This is a genomic window from Flavobacterium qiangtangense, assembly GCF_042658345.1.
Lineage (GTDB): Bacteria > Bacteroidota > Bacteroidia > Flavobacteriales > Flavobacteriaceae > Flavobacterium > Flavobacterium qiangtangense.
The window spans coordinates 117,888-134,075 of sequence record NZ_JBHSQB010000010.1 but is presented as its reverse complement, the minus strand read 5'-3'; the positions used below and the strand labels follow the sequence as shown (position 1 = coordinate 134,075).

General features: G+C 33.7%; 18 protein-coding genes. 13 read left to right on the top strand and 5 right to left on the bottom strand.

The window, feature by feature from the left end:
* Window positions 1–59: 59 nt before the first annotated feature.
* Window positions 60–326 carry a hypothetical protein gene (locus tag ACFPVY_RS14445; RefSeq protein WP_379792833.1) on the bottom strand — a complete coding sequence of 89 codons (267 nt, stop codon included), beginning with the start codon at window positions 324–326 and terminating at the stop codon, window positions 60–62.
* A 380-nt stretch (window positions 327–706) separates the two neighbouring features.
* Between ACFPVY_RS14445 and ACFPVY_RS14440 the strand changes: the two genes are divergently transcribed.
* The 10 genes from ACFPVY_RS14440 to ACFPVY_RS14395 all read left to right on the top strand — a co-directional run bounded on the left by ACFPVY_RS14440 (window position 707) and on the right by ACFPVY_RS14395 (window position 12,494).
* The gene (locus ACFPVY_RS14440; RefSeq protein ID WP_379792832.1) at window positions 707–2,896 is read left to right on the top strand and encodes a glutamine synthetase III family protein; all 2,190 of its coding nucleotides are present in this window, start codon (window positions 707–709) and stop codon (window positions 2,894–2,896) included.
* Between the two features lie 487 nt (window positions 2,897–3,383).
* Window positions 3,384–4,442, top strand: a complete 1,059-nt coding sequence (locus ACFPVY_RS14435; protein ID WP_379792831.1) for a hypothetical protein — start codon at window positions 3,384–3,386, stop codon at window positions 4,440–4,442.
* Between the two features lie 68 nt (window positions 4,443–4,510).
* Complete coding sequence (locus ACFPVY_RS14430) at window positions 4,511–5,035, top strand: hypothetical protein (RefSeq protein ID WP_379792830.1); 525 nt, start codon at window positions 4,511–4,513, stop codon at window positions 5,033–5,035.
* Window positions 5,036–5,037: 2 nt separating this feature from the next.
* The gene (gene csgH, locus ACFPVY_RS14425; protein WP_379792829.1) at window positions 5,038–5,763 is read left to right on the top strand and encodes a curli-like amyloid fiber formation chaperone CsgH; all 726 of its coding nucleotides are present in this window, start codon (window positions 5,038–5,040) and stop codon (window positions 5,761–5,763) included.
* Window positions 5,764–5,778: 15 nt separating this feature from the next.
* Complete coding sequence (locus ACFPVY_RS14420; protein WP_379792828.1) at window positions 5,779–6,174, top strand: curli production assembly/transport component CsgF; 396 nt, start codon at window positions 5,779–5,781, stop codon at window positions 6,172–6,174.
* Window position 6,175: 1 nt separating this feature from the next.
* Window positions 6,176–7,600 (top strand): CsgG/HfaB family protein, encoded by a 1,425-nt coding sequence (locus ACFPVY_RS14415; RefSeq protein ID WP_379792827.1) that lies wholly within the window; start codon window positions 6,176–6,178, stop codon window positions 7,598–7,600.
* Window positions 7,601–7,609: 9 nt separating this feature from the next.
* Window positions 7,610–9,094, top strand: a complete 1,485-nt coding sequence (locus tag ACFPVY_RS14410) for a carboxypeptidase regulatory-like domain-containing protein (protein WP_379792826.1) — start codon at window positions 7,610–7,612, stop codon at window positions 9,092–9,094.
* 337 nt (window positions 9,095–9,431) lie between these two features.
* Window positions 9,432–10,232, top strand: a complete 801-nt coding sequence (locus tag ACFPVY_RS14405) for an OmpA family protein (protein WP_379792825.1) — start codon at window positions 9,432–9,434, stop codon at window positions 10,230–10,232.
* Window positions 10,233–10,298: 66 nt separating this feature from the next.
* Entirely contained in the window at window positions 10,299–11,186 is an 888-nt protein-coding gene (locus ACFPVY_RS14400) for an OmpA family protein (protein ID WP_379792824.1), read from the top strand.
* Between the two features lie 129 nt (window positions 11,187–11,315).
* Window positions 11,316–12,494 carry an AIR synthase related protein gene (locus tag ACFPVY_RS14395; protein ID WP_379792823.1) on the top strand — a complete coding sequence of 393 codons (1,179 nt, stop codon included), beginning with the start codon at window positions 11,316–11,318 and terminating at the stop codon, window positions 12,492–12,494.
* Between the two features lie 49 nt (window positions 12,495–12,543).
* On the opposite strand, the gene ACFPVY_RS14390 is transcribed toward ACFPVY_RS14395, so the two are convergent.
* Genes ACFPVY_RS14390 through ACFPVY_RS14375 form a run of 4 tightly spaced genes read right to left on the bottom strand, consistent with a single transcriptional unit; the run spans window position 12,544 to window position 14,133 of the window.
* Entirely contained in the window at window positions 12,544–12,984 is a 441-nt protein-coding gene (locus ACFPVY_RS14390) for a Hint domain-containing protein (RefSeq protein ID WP_379792822.1), read from the bottom strand.
* 43 nt (window positions 12,985–13,027) lie between these two features.
* Window positions 13,028–13,228, bottom strand: coding sequence for a hypothetical protein (locus tag ACFPVY_RS14385; protein WP_379792821.1), 201 nt, complete (start codon window positions 13,226–13,228; stop codon window positions 13,028–13,030).
* Window positions 13,229–13,255: 27 nt separating this feature from the next.
* The gene (locus ACFPVY_RS14380; RefSeq protein ID WP_379792820.1) at window positions 13,256–13,990 is read right to left on the bottom strand and encodes a phosphodiester glycosidase family protein; all 735 of its coding nucleotides are present in this window, start codon (window positions 13,988–13,990) and stop codon (window positions 13,256–13,258) included.
* Window positions 13,991–13,992: 2 nt separating this feature from the next.
* A complete protein-coding gene (locus ACFPVY_RS14375; protein ID WP_379792819.1) occupies window positions 13,993–14,133 on the bottom strand; it encodes a hypothetical protein in 141 nt (46 codons plus the stop codon).
* Window positions 14,134–14,529: 396 nt separating this feature from the next.
* Here ACFPVY_RS14375 and ACFPVY_RS14370 point away from each other — a divergent pair, with 396 nt between their 5' ends.
* The 3 genes from ACFPVY_RS14370 to ACFPVY_RS14360 all read left to right on the top strand — a co-directional run bounded on the left by ACFPVY_RS14370 (window position 14,530) and on the right by ACFPVY_RS14360 (window position 16,146).
* Entirely contained in the window at window positions 14,530–14,787 is a 258-nt protein-coding gene (locus tag ACFPVY_RS14370) for a hypothetical protein (protein WP_379792818.1), read from the top strand.
* Between the two features lie 137 nt (window positions 14,788–14,924).
* A complete protein-coding gene (locus ACFPVY_RS14365; protein WP_379792817.1) occupies window positions 14,925–15,449 on the top strand; it encodes a DUF3575 domain-containing protein in 525 nt (174 codons plus the stop codon).
* 88 nt (window positions 15,450–15,537) lie between these two features.
* The gene (locus ACFPVY_RS14360) at window positions 15,538–16,146 is read left to right on the top strand and encodes a GNAT family N-acetyltransferase (protein WP_379792816.1); all 609 of its coding nucleotides are present in this window, start codon (window positions 15,538–15,540) and stop codon (window positions 16,144–16,146) included.
* Window positions 16,147–16,188: the final 42 nt, after the last annotated feature.

Genomic DNA, 16,188 nt, shown 5'->3' with positions numbered 1-16,188 from the left:
TTTCTGTCAATTTATCAATTCATTCTATTCCTTATTATTACTTCAAAATCCCAATGACATTAAGAAGTGGCTTTGTTAACCCATTCGTTAGCTCTGTCTTTAGCTTTGTTGGCCAGTTTTTCTCCGTCTTCAAGAGTGTTATTGAATTCTCTTTTTGCTTTTCTTTGCAATTCGTTCAATTTGCTTTTGAAATTGTCTTTTGCATCTTGCGCAGCTTCAGAAAGTTGGGCTCTTTTTGATTTTTTCTTTTTGGCTACTAATAAACTTACTACTGCTAAAGCTGCAACTCCGGCTGCAACACCTAAGATTAATTTTTTATTGCTCATAATACTAATATTGTGGGTTATTAAATGTTTTATCTAAAATTACGCATAAAGCAACGATGGTGTTTTTGTCTTATATTATGTTTAACACAATTAACAAATCATTGGTTTTTTAATAAAAATAAAAGTAGTTATCCTCTCACAGATGCATATTATACAATTTGAATATTTCGTTATAGGATTAATTTGGAACAAAAATTCGTTCAAAAACATCAAAAAATGTATAAAATTGCGAATTTGGTCAAATAGGCAAGGGTTTAAATTTGTTAAATGAATTATTATTAAAATGTACCCCTAAAAAATATGGGGTATAATGATTTTGAAATAATATATTTTATATCTTTGCATCAAAATAATTGAATTCTTATTCTAAAATCTTTTATATGTCAACATTTCGTTTTCAAGCATTAGCACAAACTGCAGGTAGAAAGCCTGTAAAATTTGAGGAATTGGAGAGAAAATCTGCAATTTTTGGCAGTAATGTATTTAATGACAAAGCAATGCGTCAGTTTTTGACTCAAGATGCTTATCAAGGTGTAAAGGATGCCATCCAGCACGGTAAAAAAATTGATAGAAAACTTGCAGATTATATAGCTCTTGGAATGAAAGAGTGGGCATTATCAAAAGGAGTTACACATTATACACACTGGTTTCAGCCTTTAACAGGAACAACTGCTGAAAAGCATGATGCGTTTTTTGAAACGTCTTATGACGGAAGCGATCCTGTTGAGAAATTTGGCGGAGGTCAATTGGTTCAACAAGAGCCAGATGCTTCTTCTTTCCCAAATGGTGGAATTAGAAATACCTTTGAAGCGAGAGGTTACACGGCTTGGGATCCAACATCTCCAGCATTTATCTTCGGAACAACATTATGTATTCCAACGGTTTTTATCTCTTACACAGGTGAAGCTTTAGATTATAAAACGCCTTTATTAAGAGCGCTTTCTGCTGTTGATGACGCTGCGTCTTCTGTTTGTCGTTATTTCGACAAAAACGTAAAGAAAGTTACAGCAACCTTAGGTTGGGAACAAGAATATTTCTTGATTGATTCGGCTTTGGCTAATTCAAGACCTGACATTTTGATGACGGGAAGAACATTATTAGGACATACTTCTGCAAAAGGACAACAATTAGACGACCATTATTTTGGTTCAATCCCAACAAGAGTTCTTTCTTATATGAGAGAATTAGAATATGAGTGTATGCTTTTGGGAATTCCGGTTAAGACGCGTCACAATGAAGTTGCACCAAACCAATTTGAGTTGGCTCCAATTTTTGAAGAGACAAACTTGGCAGTGGATCACAACTCTTTATTGATGGATGTAATGCAAAAAGTGGCTGAACGTCACGATTTTAAGGTGTTATTTCATGAAAAACCATTTAAAGGAGTAAACGGTTCTGGAAAACATAATAACTGGTCTTTAGCGACTGATACTGGTGTAAACTTACTTGGACCTGGAAAAACGCCAATGAGCAACTTGCAATTCTTGACGTTCTTCATCAACACAATTAAAGCCGTTGATACTTATGAAGAATTAATGAGAGCGGCGATTGCAACAGCAAGTAACGACCACCGTCTTGGAGCAAATGAAGCACCACCAGCAATTATTTCGGTATTTATCGGTCAGCAATTGACAAAAGTTTTAGCTGAATTAGAAGGTGTTTCTGCCGGAAAACTTTCTCCAGAAGAAAAAACAGATCTTAAATTGAACGTAGTTGGAAAAATTCCAGACGTTTTATTAGACAACACAGATAGAAATAGAACGTCACCATTTGCTTTCACCGGAAACAAATTTGAGTTTAGAGCTGTGGGTTCAACTGCAAACTGCGCAAACGCAATGACAACTTTAAATTCAATCGTTGCAAAACAATTGATTGATTTTAAGAAATCTGTTGATGCTTTGATCGAAGAAAAAGATATGAAGAAGGACGATGCGATCTTCAACGTATTGAGAGAATATATTAAGGAGACAAAAAACATCCTTTTTGAAGGAGACGGATATAGCGAAGCTTGGGAAATCGAAGCAGGAAAAAGAGGCTTGAGCAATCACAAAACGACTCCAAAGGCGTTGAAAGCAAAAGTTTCTGAAAAAGCAATCGCTTTGTTTTCTGAATTGAAAGTAATGAACCACGTGGAAGTGGAAGCGCGTTATGAAATCGAACTGGAAGAATACACTAAGAAAATCCAAATAGAAGGAAGGGTTCTTGGAGATATTGCAAGAAACCACGTTGTTCCAACGGCAATTCGTTACCAAAATCTTTTGATCGAAAACGTAAAAGGTTTAAAAGACATCTTTGGAAGCGAATATGAAACGATTGCAAAAGAGCAAATTTCATTAATCAGAGAAATTTCTGGACACATTGAAGGCATAACTTCAAAAGTGGAAGAAATGACTGAAGAACGCAAAAAAGCAAACAACCTTTCTAATTCAGAAGAAATGGCTGTCGCTTATTGTGATAATGTGAAACCATATTTTGAAATCATCAGAGAGCACTGCGATAAGTTAGAGCTTTTAGTTGACGACGAAATCTGGACACTAACTAAATACCGAGAATTATTGTTTACTAAATAATAGATCTACTAAACTACCACAACAAAGAAAAAGCCTGCTGATTTAGCGGGCTTTTTTGATTTTGGTCAAATTTGATAATATTTATTATATTTAGGTAGTTATTTTCCTATTAGTTTAAAGCCGAAATCTTCGATAGTATTAAGGAGATGTAACTTGACCGTTAAATCCCCGAAAACGTAATAGTGTAAAGGATTAAGTTTTGTGCACTTCATCCGATTTTTTATACAATTCGTAGAAAATTTAGCGAAAATCAACATTTTTCTTTGAAGTCGACTTTTTTTATTGAAAAAAAGAAATACCTTTGAAAAAGCAAAATACCACTCTTGCTATCTCCAAAAAACACAAAAAGCTACATAAAATGTTGTTTTGGCTATATTGATTTATAGTAATTTTCCTCTTAAGACTTTTTTCGCCCCAAGTATTAAATTGTAATTATAACCAATTAAATATTTTTATTATGAAAAAAGTGATTTTAAGCGTAGCATTTATGCTAGCTACGGGAGTAGCGTTCGCTCAAACAAACAACAGTTCGGTGACACAAAGTGGTACTTCAAACATGTCAGATGTTGATCAGGATGGAAGTTTAAATACTTCTGTTGTAAATCAGTCAGGTCTTGTAAGTGCACTTAGCGGAGAATTAAATGACTCTTATGTGAAACAAGATGGTAGCGGAAATGCTGCCGATGTGAAGCAAGCAGGAGATGAAAACGTTTCTGATGTTATTCAAACAGGAGATGATAACGATGCAACCGTTGACCAAGGGACTGGACAAGCACAGATGAACATAGCATCGTCTACACAAACTGGAAATGATAATACCTCAATTCAAAAACAACGATTTGACAATAACCTTGCAACAATTGTTCAAACTGGAGACGGGAACTTTGCTGACCAAGATCAAAATTCTGGACCAAACGGTTCATTAGGAAACACCGCTTTTATTTCTCAATTAGGTGATGATAACTTTGCAGATCAAATGCAAGATGGAAGCTCAAATAATGCTTACATCTCTCAAATTGGTATGGACAATGATGCTTATCAAACGCAAGTTGGAAATTCAAATCAAGCGTATGCTTACCAAGGCGAATCAGGAAATTATTCTGTTCAAACACAAACAGGTAACTCAAACTATGGTCTAGTGTATCAAAATGATTCAAATCCTGGTGGAGATAATGATGCTTCACAAATCCAAACTGGTAATAGCAACGTTGCTACAATTGACCAAGGAATCGGTTCTCCTGACACTGAAAACAGTGAAGCGTTTCAAACTCAAATTGGAAATTCTAACAACGCTTATGCTGCACAAAATGGAGACAGCAATGAGTCTAGACAAAGACAAGAAGGAAACAGCAATACGTCAATTCACGATCAATCTGGAGATGATAACTATGCAAGATCTCGTCAATATGGGAACTCAAATGCATCTAACATCTACCAAACAGGTGATATGAACCAAGCTAGAACTGATCAATATGGTCAAACTCACGTAAGTAATGTAACTCAAATGGGTAACAGTAACATGTCTACGGTTAACCAATCAAACTAATTTCAGGTTAAGAAAAAATGGGGCGACATCACGTTGCCTCATTTTTTAATTTTTAAAAATGAATTATCATGAAACCACTTTTTTTAAAAATGGCCGTTATAACCTCTTTCTTTTTTCAGACTGCTTTTTCGCAGGAGGAAGGAGAAAATCCTGGTTTTGATCAATACAGTTCTTCTGTGTTTGATTCAAAGGCAAACGCTTTGAATTTAGTTTCAAATATGGCACCTGCAACATCGCAGTCGAGTAGAGTTTCCTTGAATACAGGTGTTTTAATTCAGCAAATTGGAGATTATAACAATATCACCGCCACTTTAAAATCTGAAAATATTAGCCTTAATATCAATCAATTTGGTGATAGTAATGATGCGGAATTATTGAAAAATGCAAATTCAATAAAACAAGAAATACTGCAACAAGGAACAAATAATTCAATTTCTGATTTTACATATTATACCAATTACGATGTAAACCAACAGATGATTCAAAATGGTGAAAATCAAAATATTACAAACATCGGAACCAATTCTATTTCAAAGGATATGACAGTCACACAGTCTGGTAACGGCGCTTCGGTAATCATATTAAATCAATAATAATGTATAAAATACTTCAATATATCGCTTTAACGCTAATTTACCTGCCTTCTGCTTTTGGTCAAAAATCGAATACAGAAGTGAAAGCAAAGATAGTCGTAGAAAATATTGAGGGTAATATTAAGGTTACTGGCACCGCAGAAAATTTATCTGATGTGGTACAAAGCCTTTCATATAAATTATCAGTAATTAAAAAAAACAAGAATAATCAATCTAATAATGCACAGGAAGGGCTTTTTACTTTAGAGCCAACCGAAATCAAAAATTTGTCAACCACCCAAATTAATTTAGGTGAAAACGACCAGATCACAATTCTTCTCTTGTTTTATGATGAAGAAAAACAACTTATCGGAAAAGACAGAGTGGTTATTGGTGGTGACGAAAAAAAAAAAGATGAGGTAATCATAATTCCTGTTGACGGCATTGAAACGGCTGGTATCGTGACAAACGATACAAAGACCAAAGTTGGCAAGGATTTCTATGATCTATATTTTTATGAATATAGTGACAAGAATATCAATGCTAAAAAGATTATTACTGTCAGTGAAGAATTAAGTTTTGCAAGAAATACAAAAATAATAATAACGATTGATAATGCAGTGGTCTTCGAATTTTTAGCGAGACCAGATGAAGAATTTTTGCGCTATATGGCAAAAGAATCTCTTTATGAAACAATTCTGTATTTAAAAAATCAAGAAAAGCAAAGCAAATTTATCACCCAGTATTAATCAATAATCACAATCATGAAATATCAACTCTCCACAGTCGCATTGTTGCTGACCCTTTCAGCAAATGCGCAAGACTTGGTGTACAAACCTCGAAACCCTAATTTTGGAGGCGACACCTTTAATTATCAATGGCTTTTAAGTTCTGCAGAATCTCAAAATAAGTTAAAAGATGACGCACCAGTAAAGGAAGAGCTATCAGAATTAGAACAATTCACAGAAAATCTCAATACACAATTGCTAAACCAGGTTTCCAGACAACTGTTCACACAGCAATTTGGTGAAGGAATCTCAGAAGGAAGTTACACTTTTGGTAGCCTTTCCATTGAAGTTTATCCATCAAGCTCTGGTCTGACCATTAGTATTTTAGATACCAATACTGGAGAACAAACCCAAGTCATAATACCAAATTAACATGCGATCTTTTAACTACAGTGTAGTATTCTTAGCTTTTTTGCTATCAAGTTGCGGTGCTTATTATAACCAGCCAACCGGAATTGAAAAAGCAATTATTGGAGAAGGAACTCCAGCTACATCACTCTTGCGAAATCTTCCAAAACCAAAAGACCAAGTGGTGGTTGGAATTTACAAGTTCAGAGATCAAACAGGTCAATATAAAGCATCAGAAGTGGGAAGTACATTTAGTACCGCCGTTACTCAAGGAGCCACATCCATATTAATTAAAGCACTTGAAGATTCAAAGTGGTTTGTGCCAATTGAACGCGAGAACATCGGAAATCTTTTGCAAGAAAGAAACTTAATTCGTTCCACAAGACAAGAATATACTAAAAATTCAAACCCAAATGAACCTCAATTAACTCCCTTGTTATACGCAGGTGTTTTATTAGAAGGAGGAATTGTTTCTTATGATTCTAATATTATCACCGGTGGGTTTGGCGCCCGATATTTTGGCGCTGGAGGCTCAGTAAAATACAGACAAGACAGAGTCACAATATACCTTCGGATGATTTCAACTTCCACCGGAAAAATTTTAAAATCTGTTTATGTATCAAAAACTATCTTATCACAAGGCATTGATCAAAGTTTTTTTAGATATGTAAAATTCAAACGCCTTCTAGAAATTGAAACCGGATATACAACAAATGAACCAGTACATTTAGCTGTTACAGAAGCAATTGAAAAAGCAGTGGAATCTTTAATTATCGAAGGAATTAAAGATAAAGTGTGGATTCCAGACGCTCCAAAAGAAGAAGTAGACGCGCTCATCGCAAACTATGATTCAGAAAAAGAAGAAGCAGCAAGTTCTGGAGTGTATGGTAGAACATTAACCAATAAAAGGACAAATTTTGCCATGGAAATCTCGGGTGGCGCCGCATTGATTGATGGAGATTACGCAAATCCACTCGCAAGACCAATGGGACGTGGCGCTATAAAATATTTTTTTACTCCAGCGTTTAATTTAAGCGCTTCCACAAATGTAATTAACTTGGCAAATAAGAATCAATTGGACGTGGGATATTTTACGTTCGACTTAAACGCAGAATTTACGTTTTTACCAAAAGATAAGCTGAGTCCTTTCATATTTGCTGGCGGCGGTTTTGGTGCAAATCGCCTTTTTGAAAACGAGCATGTCAAGGTTCAATATGGGCTTGGTTTAGAATATTTAATAACGGACAAGCTTGGATTAAAAATTTATGGCGAGCACAATTTAAATTTTAGCGATAAAATTGATTATATCGAAAGCGGCATCAGAAATGATTATTATTACAGACTTGGCTTAGGACTGACTTATTACTTTCCTAAGAAAAAGGAAAAAGTGTATGAAAAATACATCATCGAGGAAAATATGTTGAACCAATCATTGCCAACGCAAAAATAACGTCACATCATGAAAAATATATATCTTAAATTTAGCTTTCTTTTTTTAATTGCCTTACTTGGTTGCAGTGAAGAAAAAGTAGAAGGATTACAATATGGATCGGTTTCTGGTCGAGTAGTGGCAGAAAACAGTTTTGAGCCCATGGCAAATGTAAAAATCTTTTCAAATCCGTCATCAAGTACAATTTTTACAGATGAAAATGGAAATTTTACCATTCCAAATGTTCCCACTGGACAATACTCATTTCAAGCGCAAAAAGAAAATTATATCACAAAATTTGAGTCAGTTACTGTAACAGAAGGCACAAACACAACCGTAGTTTTTGAAATTAAATTATCCACGACCAATAATCGTGCTCCAGAGACACCTGTTTTAGTTCTGCCAGAAGATAATTCAACAGGCCAAAATCTTCAAGTGGATCTTTCATGGACAGCGACCGATATTGACAATGATTCGCTTACTTTTGAGGTTACACTTCGAAATGACGCCAATGATGAAGTTGTAATTTATTCCGACCTAGAAGAGAAATCCTTAACTCTTGAAAATTTGCAATTTGGAACAAAATATTTCTGGCAAGTCGCTTCAAACGACGGAATAAATCCCCCTGTTTTAAGCCAAGTCCGGTCATTTACCACTACATTTTTTCCAATTACTCGATTTTTATTTGTTAAAAAGTTAAGCGACAATAATGTAATTTACGCAGGTGATGAATCTGGAAATCAAGTTCAGTTAACAAGTTCAGAAACAAATAGTTGGCGACCTAGAAAAAATACGCAATCAAATAAAATTGCATTTATTCGCTCAAATGGTTCCCAAAACCACATTTATACGATGAACCCCGATGGATCGGCCGTTTTTAAAGTGACAAGTACAGTTCCTATAGCTGGATTTAATCCAGAATATCTAGGTTTTTGTTGGAATAACTCCGGAAGTCAGATCTTGTTTGCAAATTTTGACAAATTATATCGGATTAATATTGACGGAAGCGGCCAAACACAGGTTTTCCAAACGCCAAACGGAAAATTAATTTCTGAAATTGACTGGAGTTATGACGGCACAAAAGTCGCACTAAAAGTTAACAACGTCAATGGATATGGAGCTGAAATTTACATCATTGGGATGGACGGAGCTATTCAGCATCAAGTAATTTCAGGAACAAATGGCGCTATTGGAGGGCTAAATTTCTCCGTGACAGGTCAAAAATTGATCTTTACGAGAGATGTTTCAGGTTTTGAAAACCCAGATTACAGACAACTCGATACCAGAATTTTTGAACATTCAATTACTTCCGGGACAACGACTCAGTTTAATGTGGAACGGCCTGCAGGAACTGTAGATATTGACGTTCGATATTCGCCAAACGAATCAGAGCTGCTATTCACAAATACCTCTAACGATTTTATGAGCGTGAGAGTGATTCAAAAATACACCATAGGCGAGTTGGATTCTAGAATTACATTGTTCACAAACGCCACAATGCCAGACTGGGAATAGAAACGCTACTGTTCTATAAAAACGCAGTTATTCGATAAATTTAAATGTCATGATTTTTAAGTATTTAAATAGTATTTTTAATCAACCTGCTTGATGTAAAATTGATTTCCCCATTATATTTAATGCCCGTTACTATTTATTTACGCCACAGTAAATAGATATTTTAATTTGCTTGTAGAATTTTGATCAACGATAAATGTTAGTTTTTTCTATCATTCTTTTTCCCCAAAAATTCTAATCTTTCCAAGCATATTGACCATTAAAATGAGACAGCTTTGCCTGTCTCATTTTTTTGTAATAATTTAAAGACAATCACGTTGTATAAAAAACAGAAAACGTGATCAAAAAAATTACTTGGTTCATCTTGCTATTTACGCCAATTTTCAGTTACTCTCAGAAAAAAGAATTTTCGGTATATTTTGACTTCGATAGCTCAACGCCAAATGTAAATTCTTTAGAGAAACTTGATAAATGGATTTCCGAAAATCCGCAAGCTTCAATTTTCAAAATTTATGGCTATTGTGATGCAATTGGCTCTGAAGGATACAATTATAATTTGTCATTGAAGCGAATTGATTACGTCAAAGATATTTTGGCACAAAAAGGGTTGAAATTATCCCAAAGCTCTGATTTTAAAGGCTTCGGAGAAAATTTCAATCAGTCTTCAGATCAAGCTAAAAATCGTAAAGCGATAATTTTTTATTCAACAATTGAAAAAAAAATAGTTACCGAAAAGGCAAAAGTGGAAGAAACGCAGATGGCAACTAATATTAAAAAACTAAAGATTGGCGAGAAGCTAAAACTTAAAAATCTCAATTTTTATGACCAATCGGGAGCGATTGTGCCAAATTCAAAACCAGTTTTTCAAGAGCTTTTGCAAGTGATGAAAGACAATTCAAAGTTAAAAATTGAAATTCAAGGTCATATTTGTTGCCAAACTGATTCTGATTTAGATGACATTGCAAACGTTCGGGCAAAAGCAATTTACCGTCTTTTAATTGAAAACGGAATCAGTGAAAATAGGTTGCGCTACACGAGTTTTGGAAGTTCATCGCCAATTTATCCAATTCCAGAAAAAAATGAATTTGAGAAAAATGAAAATAGACGTGTAGAAATTATGATTCTGGAAAATAATTAAACATTTTGAGAGACTTTTTTTTGTAATAATTAAATCGTTACTTCGTTTTAATCTAAAGTCTATTTTATGAAAACCAAGATTTATTATATTCTATTTTTGCTTTTTCCGATGTTTCTTCAAGCACAGGAAGAGTTTTCGGTGTATTTTGACAGCAATAAATTTGACTTAAAAAAGACCGAAAACACAAAATTAGAAGCTTGGATAAATTCCAATAAAGAAGTGAAAATCGTGGCTATAAACGGCTACACTGATGAAGACGGAACTTCAGGTTTTAATGATACTTTGGCACAAAAACGGGTAAACCAGATTTTTAATTTGGTCAAAAATAAAGTAAAAATTAGAGAAGATTTTAAAACTAGAAGCTTCGGAGAAAGGCACAAACACTCAAAAGTTAAAGCCGAAAATAGAAAAGTTACGATCTATTATTTGCTGGAGAAAGATTTGCCAAGAGAAGACGAGATCCTTGGAATCAAGAAAGAAGTGGTCGTGGCAAAGCCAAAGAAAATGCCAAAATATCCATCATCAATTTCAGTTAATAATCCAAACGGAACTTCCACAGAATTAAAGTTTGATGTGGCTTTTATGGAAAAAATTACGGTGGCAAAACCAGGCGAAAAAATCAAATTAGAAAACTTAAATTTTCAGTTAAATACTTTTGCGATTACGCCAGATTCCAGATCAAAAATGTATGAATTGCTGGAAGTAATGAAGCAAAATCCACAGTTGAAAATTGATGTTCAAGGCCACATTTGCTGTATGACAAATGACAAACAAGACCTTTCCACAAAACGGGCGAAAGCCATTGCAAAATTCTTAGAATATAACGGAATCGCGGATGAAAGAGTGACTTTTAAAGGTTTTGGAGTAACGCAACCGATCTACACAATTCCAGAAAAAACAGAAGAAGAACGCGCCGGAAATAGAAGAGTGGAAATTGAAATTGTTGCGAATTAGTTGTAAAGTTTAAAAGTAGCAGAGTTTCAAAGTCTAAAAATCTAAGAAGTCTAACAATCTAACAATCTAAAAATCCAACAATCTAAAAAATCTAACTATCTTTGCGGCACAACAACACAACCGATTTTTATGAGTTCCGATACTAGCAAACGCTATAATTTGCGAGGTGTTTCCGCCTCAAAAGAAGATGTTCACAACGCAATTAAAAACATCGACAAAGGATTATTTCCAAAAGCTTTCTGTAAAATTGTACCCGATTATTTGACCAATGATGAAGATTATTGCTTGATTATGCACGCTGACGGCGCGGGAACAAAATCGTCTTTGGCGTATTTATATTGGAAAGAAACCGGCGATTTGTCAGTTTGGAAAGGCATTTCTCAAGATGCCTTGATCATGAATATTGACGATTTATTGTGCGTTGGAGCAACAGACAACATCTTGCTTTCATCTACAATCGGAAGAAATAAAAACTTGATTCCAGCCGAAGTTATTTCTGCAATCATCAATGGAACAGAAGAGCTAATCGAAGAACTGAAATCTTTTGGCGTGACCATAAATTCAACTGGCGGAGAAACGGCTGATGTGGGCGATTTGGTTCGAACAATCATCGTAGATTCAACGGTTACGGCTAGAATTAAAAGAGACAAAGTTGTTGATAACGCCAATATTCAAGCTGGCGATGTCATTGTTGGTTTGGCTTCTTTTGGTCAAGCTTCTTATGAAAAATCATACAATGGTGGAATGGGAAGCAATGGTTTGACATCTGCTCGCCATGATGTTTTCAGCAATTATTTGGCACAAAAATATCCAGAGAGTTTTGACGCTTCGGTTCCGGCTGATTTGGTGTATTCTGGAAATGTGAAATTGACAGATTCAGTAGAGAATTCTCCAATCGATGCTGGAAAATTAGTGCTTTCGCCAACCAGAACTTACGCTCCAATTATCAAGAAAGTTTTAGATAAATATTCCCCAAAAGAAATCCATGGAATGGTGCATTGCAGTGGTGGAGCACAAACAAAAGTGCTACATTTTGTTGACAATGTTCATGTGATTAAAGACAATCTTTTCCCGATTCCGCCACTTTTTAAATTGATTCAAGAACAATCAAAAACAGATTGGAAAGAAATGTATCAAGTTTTCAATTGCGGTCACCGAATGGAAATTTATGTTCCTCAAGAATTGGCCGAAGACATTATTGCAATTTCAAAATCTTTCAATGTTGACGCACAAATCGTGGGTAGAGTGGAAGCTTCTGAAACTAAAAAGTTAACGATAAATAGCGAATTTGGAACTTTTGAATATTAAAATTTAAAATCTTACAAAAAGCAAAACTCCTGAAATTTTCGGGAGTTTTTTATTTTATAGCAGCTTCTGTTACAGCTAATTTTTCGGTTTTGACCAATAAATTATTTGCTAAAAACAACTCGTTTTCTTCAAGTTCAATAATTGTGTAAGTCATTTCTTTTAGGTCTAATTTTTTAATCGAAATTACCTTTTCCTTACCGATTTTATTTTGGTCAAAAGTGTTAACATAATTGCCAATTTCAAGTTTTGAAGTAGCAACATATTTTGAGTTTTTAAGAATAGCATAATATTTTCCTTCAAAATAAAATGGATAATCATCGGTCACAATCACCTTGCTTTTCTCAAATTGAATCTCATATAAATTGCTGTGAATTTGTTGCGCTAATTTTTTAATTTTGGTTTTTTGAAAAGTTTTGGTTTTTTCATCGAAGCTTAAAATTTCATCATTTTCTTTTAAGTTTTCTATATTTTTTTCTTGAAAATTGGCCATTTTTATTTTGGTACCAGCTATAAAACAATGAAGGCCAGTTCCATCAAAAAAGCTTCTGATTATTGATGAAATTTTGCTGCGCCGAGAACGAAATATCCGGCGTGTAGCCAATTTCGGGATAAAGATTTTTGAGATTTTCTTGAACCGAAATATTTTCAATTTTAGGAGAAGAAACAGCTTCCAGATTTTCTTTTTTACAAGAAATAAAACAAGCGATTATGAGTAAATAATAAACATATTTCATAAACTTTCAATTAAATAAAATTATAAATTACTGGGATGACACTCCGATAATTACTCCAAAATTGCCGTCTGTTTGCGTCCATTTTTTCTCTGGGAGATAAGTTCGTGAAACCAATCCGTCAAGATACAAGGCATTTTTGCAACCTAGTGATTTGAAGTAATTGGCAAAATCATAAAAATTAATCTGCTCTTTTGACATCGCAAAAACGATCGAATTATCCGGAAGAATCCCAACGCCGTTTCTGATATTCAAATTCGAAGAACCTTCTTTAAAATCAGCATGAATTTTTCCGTCAATTATCAACATCGGCCCAGATTGTGTGGCATATTTTAAACTTTTTGATGGCTTAAAATTTTCTGTAGTGCAGATTTCAGGATTATTTTGATCAGAAATAAAAAACACTCCATTTGGTTTTAAATAAAAATTTCCACTAGCATTTTTGGTGTCTAATTCTGCCAGAGTTTTATGATTTTGAATATACAATCCTTGTGGAGAACCGTCTTTTTGATACATTCCACCGTTCATGGCGAAAATTAATTTTTTATTTTTTGATTCAACCCAATTTTTCAAATTCAGAATGCTTCCAAAGTTTTGCTGATTTTTATTTTTCCAATACAACTTTAAATCTTGTTTTTTAGGATTTACAATATAAGTTACAAAGCGATTTTCGTCATTATTTTTAACTAATGAAAAAGCAGAAATCCCTGCAATTGCAAGCAATACTATAATTGAAAAAAAGAGCTTTTGATTATTAATTTTCATTGTTATTCGTCTTCATTTTTACCTCGATTTCTATATCGGTCAAATGATTTCCAGTATTTATCTTTAAAAATGGAGTAATCAATTTCTACATTTTTTTCACTGTATTTTTGGATGATTTTATAAGCTTTCGGCTGTATTTTCATCTAACATTCCGGTTAAAAAAAAAGTAGCCTTCTTTCAACTCGTTTAATTTGGGAGATAATTTTCTGAAAAAATGCTCATCTACATTATTATTTTCTTTGACGATTTTATGAAAATAGGAGGATTTTATCTGAAACCAATTCCAAAAATTGGCATTTGTTTTCTTCTTATTTATAAACATGTTTTTAAGAAAATTCATATTTGTTCAATTTGGTTTTTTTAAATTTCTTCTCTTCGGTAAATATATTGTTGAGTTAAATATATAAAAAAATAATGCGGGAGTTGATGAAAAAGTCAGCAAAAACCTATGGCATACTATGTAAATGATTGTTGATACTTTGTAAAATAAAGTGAGCGCTTGGTGTTTAATTTTGTCTGCTTAATCATAATTGGGGATTATGAAAAAGGAGGAAAGTAAATGCAAGAAAACAGCGGAGGTTTCTGAAATGGAAAAAGCGCTCTACCAATTGGGATTTGAAGAATCGTATAAAATAGAGGAAAAAGATGTGATGATTCTTGTTTTGAAAAACCATCTTTATGATTTGGGATTTGATGATGTCTATGTTTCGCAATTAATTTCTGAATTCAAAAAAGGGTTTCAGGCGGGAAATGAACGGACTAAAGAGTTGTTTGTTAAAAAATATCTTTTGAGTTAATATTAAATTAGTAATTATCAAGATAACTAAAGTTTATTTTTCACAAAACAATTAAGCTTAATGTAAGAAAATTCAATTTTATACGTTATTAGATTGTAAGTGTATTTGAAACTTACTATTAACTTAAACTTGAAATTATGAAAAAAATTCCCCTTACTTTAGTTTTCGTAATACTTTTTTGCTCAAATTTTTTTGCTCAGGAAAATTCTGGATTTTATTTTAAATCAGTGTCGGCTGGAATTGGAATCGTTGATGGTTCCAAATTATCTGGAGGAATGAACTTCAACGCTGACGGAACTTTGGCTTACAATCAAAACCTTTTTTCGTTGTCATTGACATCAGGAAGTGACTTGAATTTGATTGGCGATGCAAATAGAAATTTCTTTACAGCCGATGTTTTATATGGCCGTGAATTTTCAATTACCAGAGTTTTTAAAATAGAAGCGCACGCCGGAATTGGATATTTTCATGAAAATTATAAAAATTATGAAACCGATTTTCAAGAAAAAGACGAATCATCAATTGGTATTCCGATAAAGGTGAAAGCCCTTTTTTACATCACAGATCATTTTGCAATGGGATTTAATCCGAATGTAAATTTTAATTCGGTTGAAACTATTTATAGCGGAAATTTGATTTTTCAGTATAACTTCGGAAAGTAATTTTTACAAAAAATCTGACATAACTTTTTAATTATATAACTTTAGAACATAACTATTTTATATCTTCATTGCTTCAAATACCAAAAATATGAGCGATGCTTTCGACTTTAAAAAAGATATAATTTTAGAAAATGAAATGGTTTTGCTTAGGCCATTGAAGACTTCGGATTTTAAAAATCTTTTAGAATTTTCTTTAAATGAGCCAGAAATTTGGACGTATTCTTTTGTACACGCAGCGGGCGAAGATAGTTTGAAACGCTACATTGAAATGGCTTTAGACGGAAGAAAAGATGAAAAACAATATCCGTTTATTGTATATGACAAAGTCAAGAAAAAGTATGCGGGTTGCACCAGATTCCATCAGATTGACCTTGCTAACGAATCGCTTCACATCGGCTATACTTGGTATGGAAAAGAATTTCAAGGAACCGGATTAAACAAAAACTGTAAATTTTTATTGCTCGATTTTGCCTTTCAAAAAATGGGAATCGTTCGGGTGGAATTTAGGGCAGATAATAAAAACGAAAAAAGTGTTGCTGCGATGAAAAGAATCGGCTGCACGGTTGAAGGCGTTTTGCGACAAGAAAGTTTGAGTCCGTCTGGTTATCGAAGAGACAGCATTATTTTGAGTATTTTAAAACACGAATGGGAAGAAAGGCTTCGTCGGGAATTGGAAAATAAGATTTCTAAAAAGTAAAAAACCTCCGCAAATTAATGCGAAGGTTTTCACTTGGGAAGA

What these genes read in the sequence shown, in the direction of transcription:
- ACFPVY_RS14445 (WP_379792833.1), bottom strand. Translation starts at nt 326, where the DNA reads ATGAGCAATAAAAAATTAATCTTAGGTGTTGCAGCCGGAGTTGCAGCT.
- ACFPVY_RS14440 (WP_379792832.1), top strand. Translation starts at nt 707, where the DNA reads ATGTCAACATTTCGTTTTCAAGCATTAGCACAAACTGCAGGTAGAAAG.
- ACFPVY_RS14435 (WP_379792831.1), top strand. Translation starts at nt 3,384, where the DNA reads ATGCTAGCTACGGGAGTAGCGTTCGCTCAAACAAACAACAGTTCGGTG.
- ACFPVY_RS14430 (WP_379792830.1), top strand. Translation starts at nt 4,511, where the DNA reads ATGAAACCACTTTTTTTAAAAATGGCCGTTATAACCTCTTTCTTTTTT.
- csgH (WP_379792829.1), top strand. Translation starts at nt 5,038, where the DNA reads ATGTATAAAATACTTCAATATATCGCTTTAACGCTAATTTACCTGCCT.
- ACFPVY_RS14420 (WP_379792828.1), top strand. Translation starts at nt 5,779, where the DNA reads ATGAAATATCAACTCTCCACAGTCGCATTGTTGCTGACCCTTTCAGCA.
- ACFPVY_RS14415 (WP_379792827.1), top strand. Translation starts at nt 6,176, where the DNA reads ATGCGATCTTTTAACTACAGTGTAGTATTCTTAGCTTTTTTGCTATCA.
- ACFPVY_RS14410 (WP_379792826.1), top strand. Translation starts at nt 7,610, where the DNA reads ATGAAAAATATATATCTTAAATTTAGCTTTCTTTTTTTAATTGCCTTA.
- ACFPVY_RS14400 (WP_379792824.1), top strand. Translation starts at nt 10,299, where the DNA reads ATGAAAACCAAGATTTATTATATTCTATTTTTGCTTTTTCCGATGTTT.
- ACFPVY_RS14395 (WP_379792823.1), top strand. Translation starts at nt 11,316, where the DNA reads ATGAGTTCCGATACTAGCAAACGCTATAATTTGCGAGGTGTTTCCGCC.
- ACFPVY_RS14390 (WP_379792822.1), bottom strand. Translation starts at nt 12,984, where the DNA reads ATGGCCAATTTTCAAGAAAAAAATATAGAAAACTTAAAAGAAAATGAT.
- ACFPVY_RS14385 (WP_379792821.1), bottom strand. Translation starts at nt 13,228, where the DNA reads ATGAAATATGTTTATTATTTACTCATAATCGCTTGTTTTATTTCTTGT.
- ACFPVY_RS14380 (WP_379792820.1), bottom strand. Translation starts at nt 13,990, where the DNA reads ATGAAAATTAATAATCAAAAGCTCTTTTTTTCAATTATAGTATTGCTT.
- ACFPVY_RS14375 (WP_379792819.1), bottom strand. Translation starts at nt 14,133, where the DNA reads ATGAAAATACAGCCGAAAGCTTATAAAATCATCCAAAAATACAGTGAA.
- ACFPVY_RS14370 (WP_379792818.1), top strand. Translation starts at nt 14,530, where the DNA reads ATGAAAAAGGAGGAAAGTAAATGCAAGAAAACAGCGGAGGTTTCTGAA.
- ACFPVY_RS14365 (WP_379792817.1), top strand. Translation starts at nt 14,925, where the DNA reads ATGAAAAAAATTCCCCTTACTTTAGTTTTCGTAATACTTTTTTGCTCA.
- ACFPVY_RS14360 (WP_379792816.1), top strand. Translation starts at nt 15,538, where the DNA reads ATGAGCGATGCTTTCGACTTTAAAAAAGATATAATTTTAGAAAATGAA.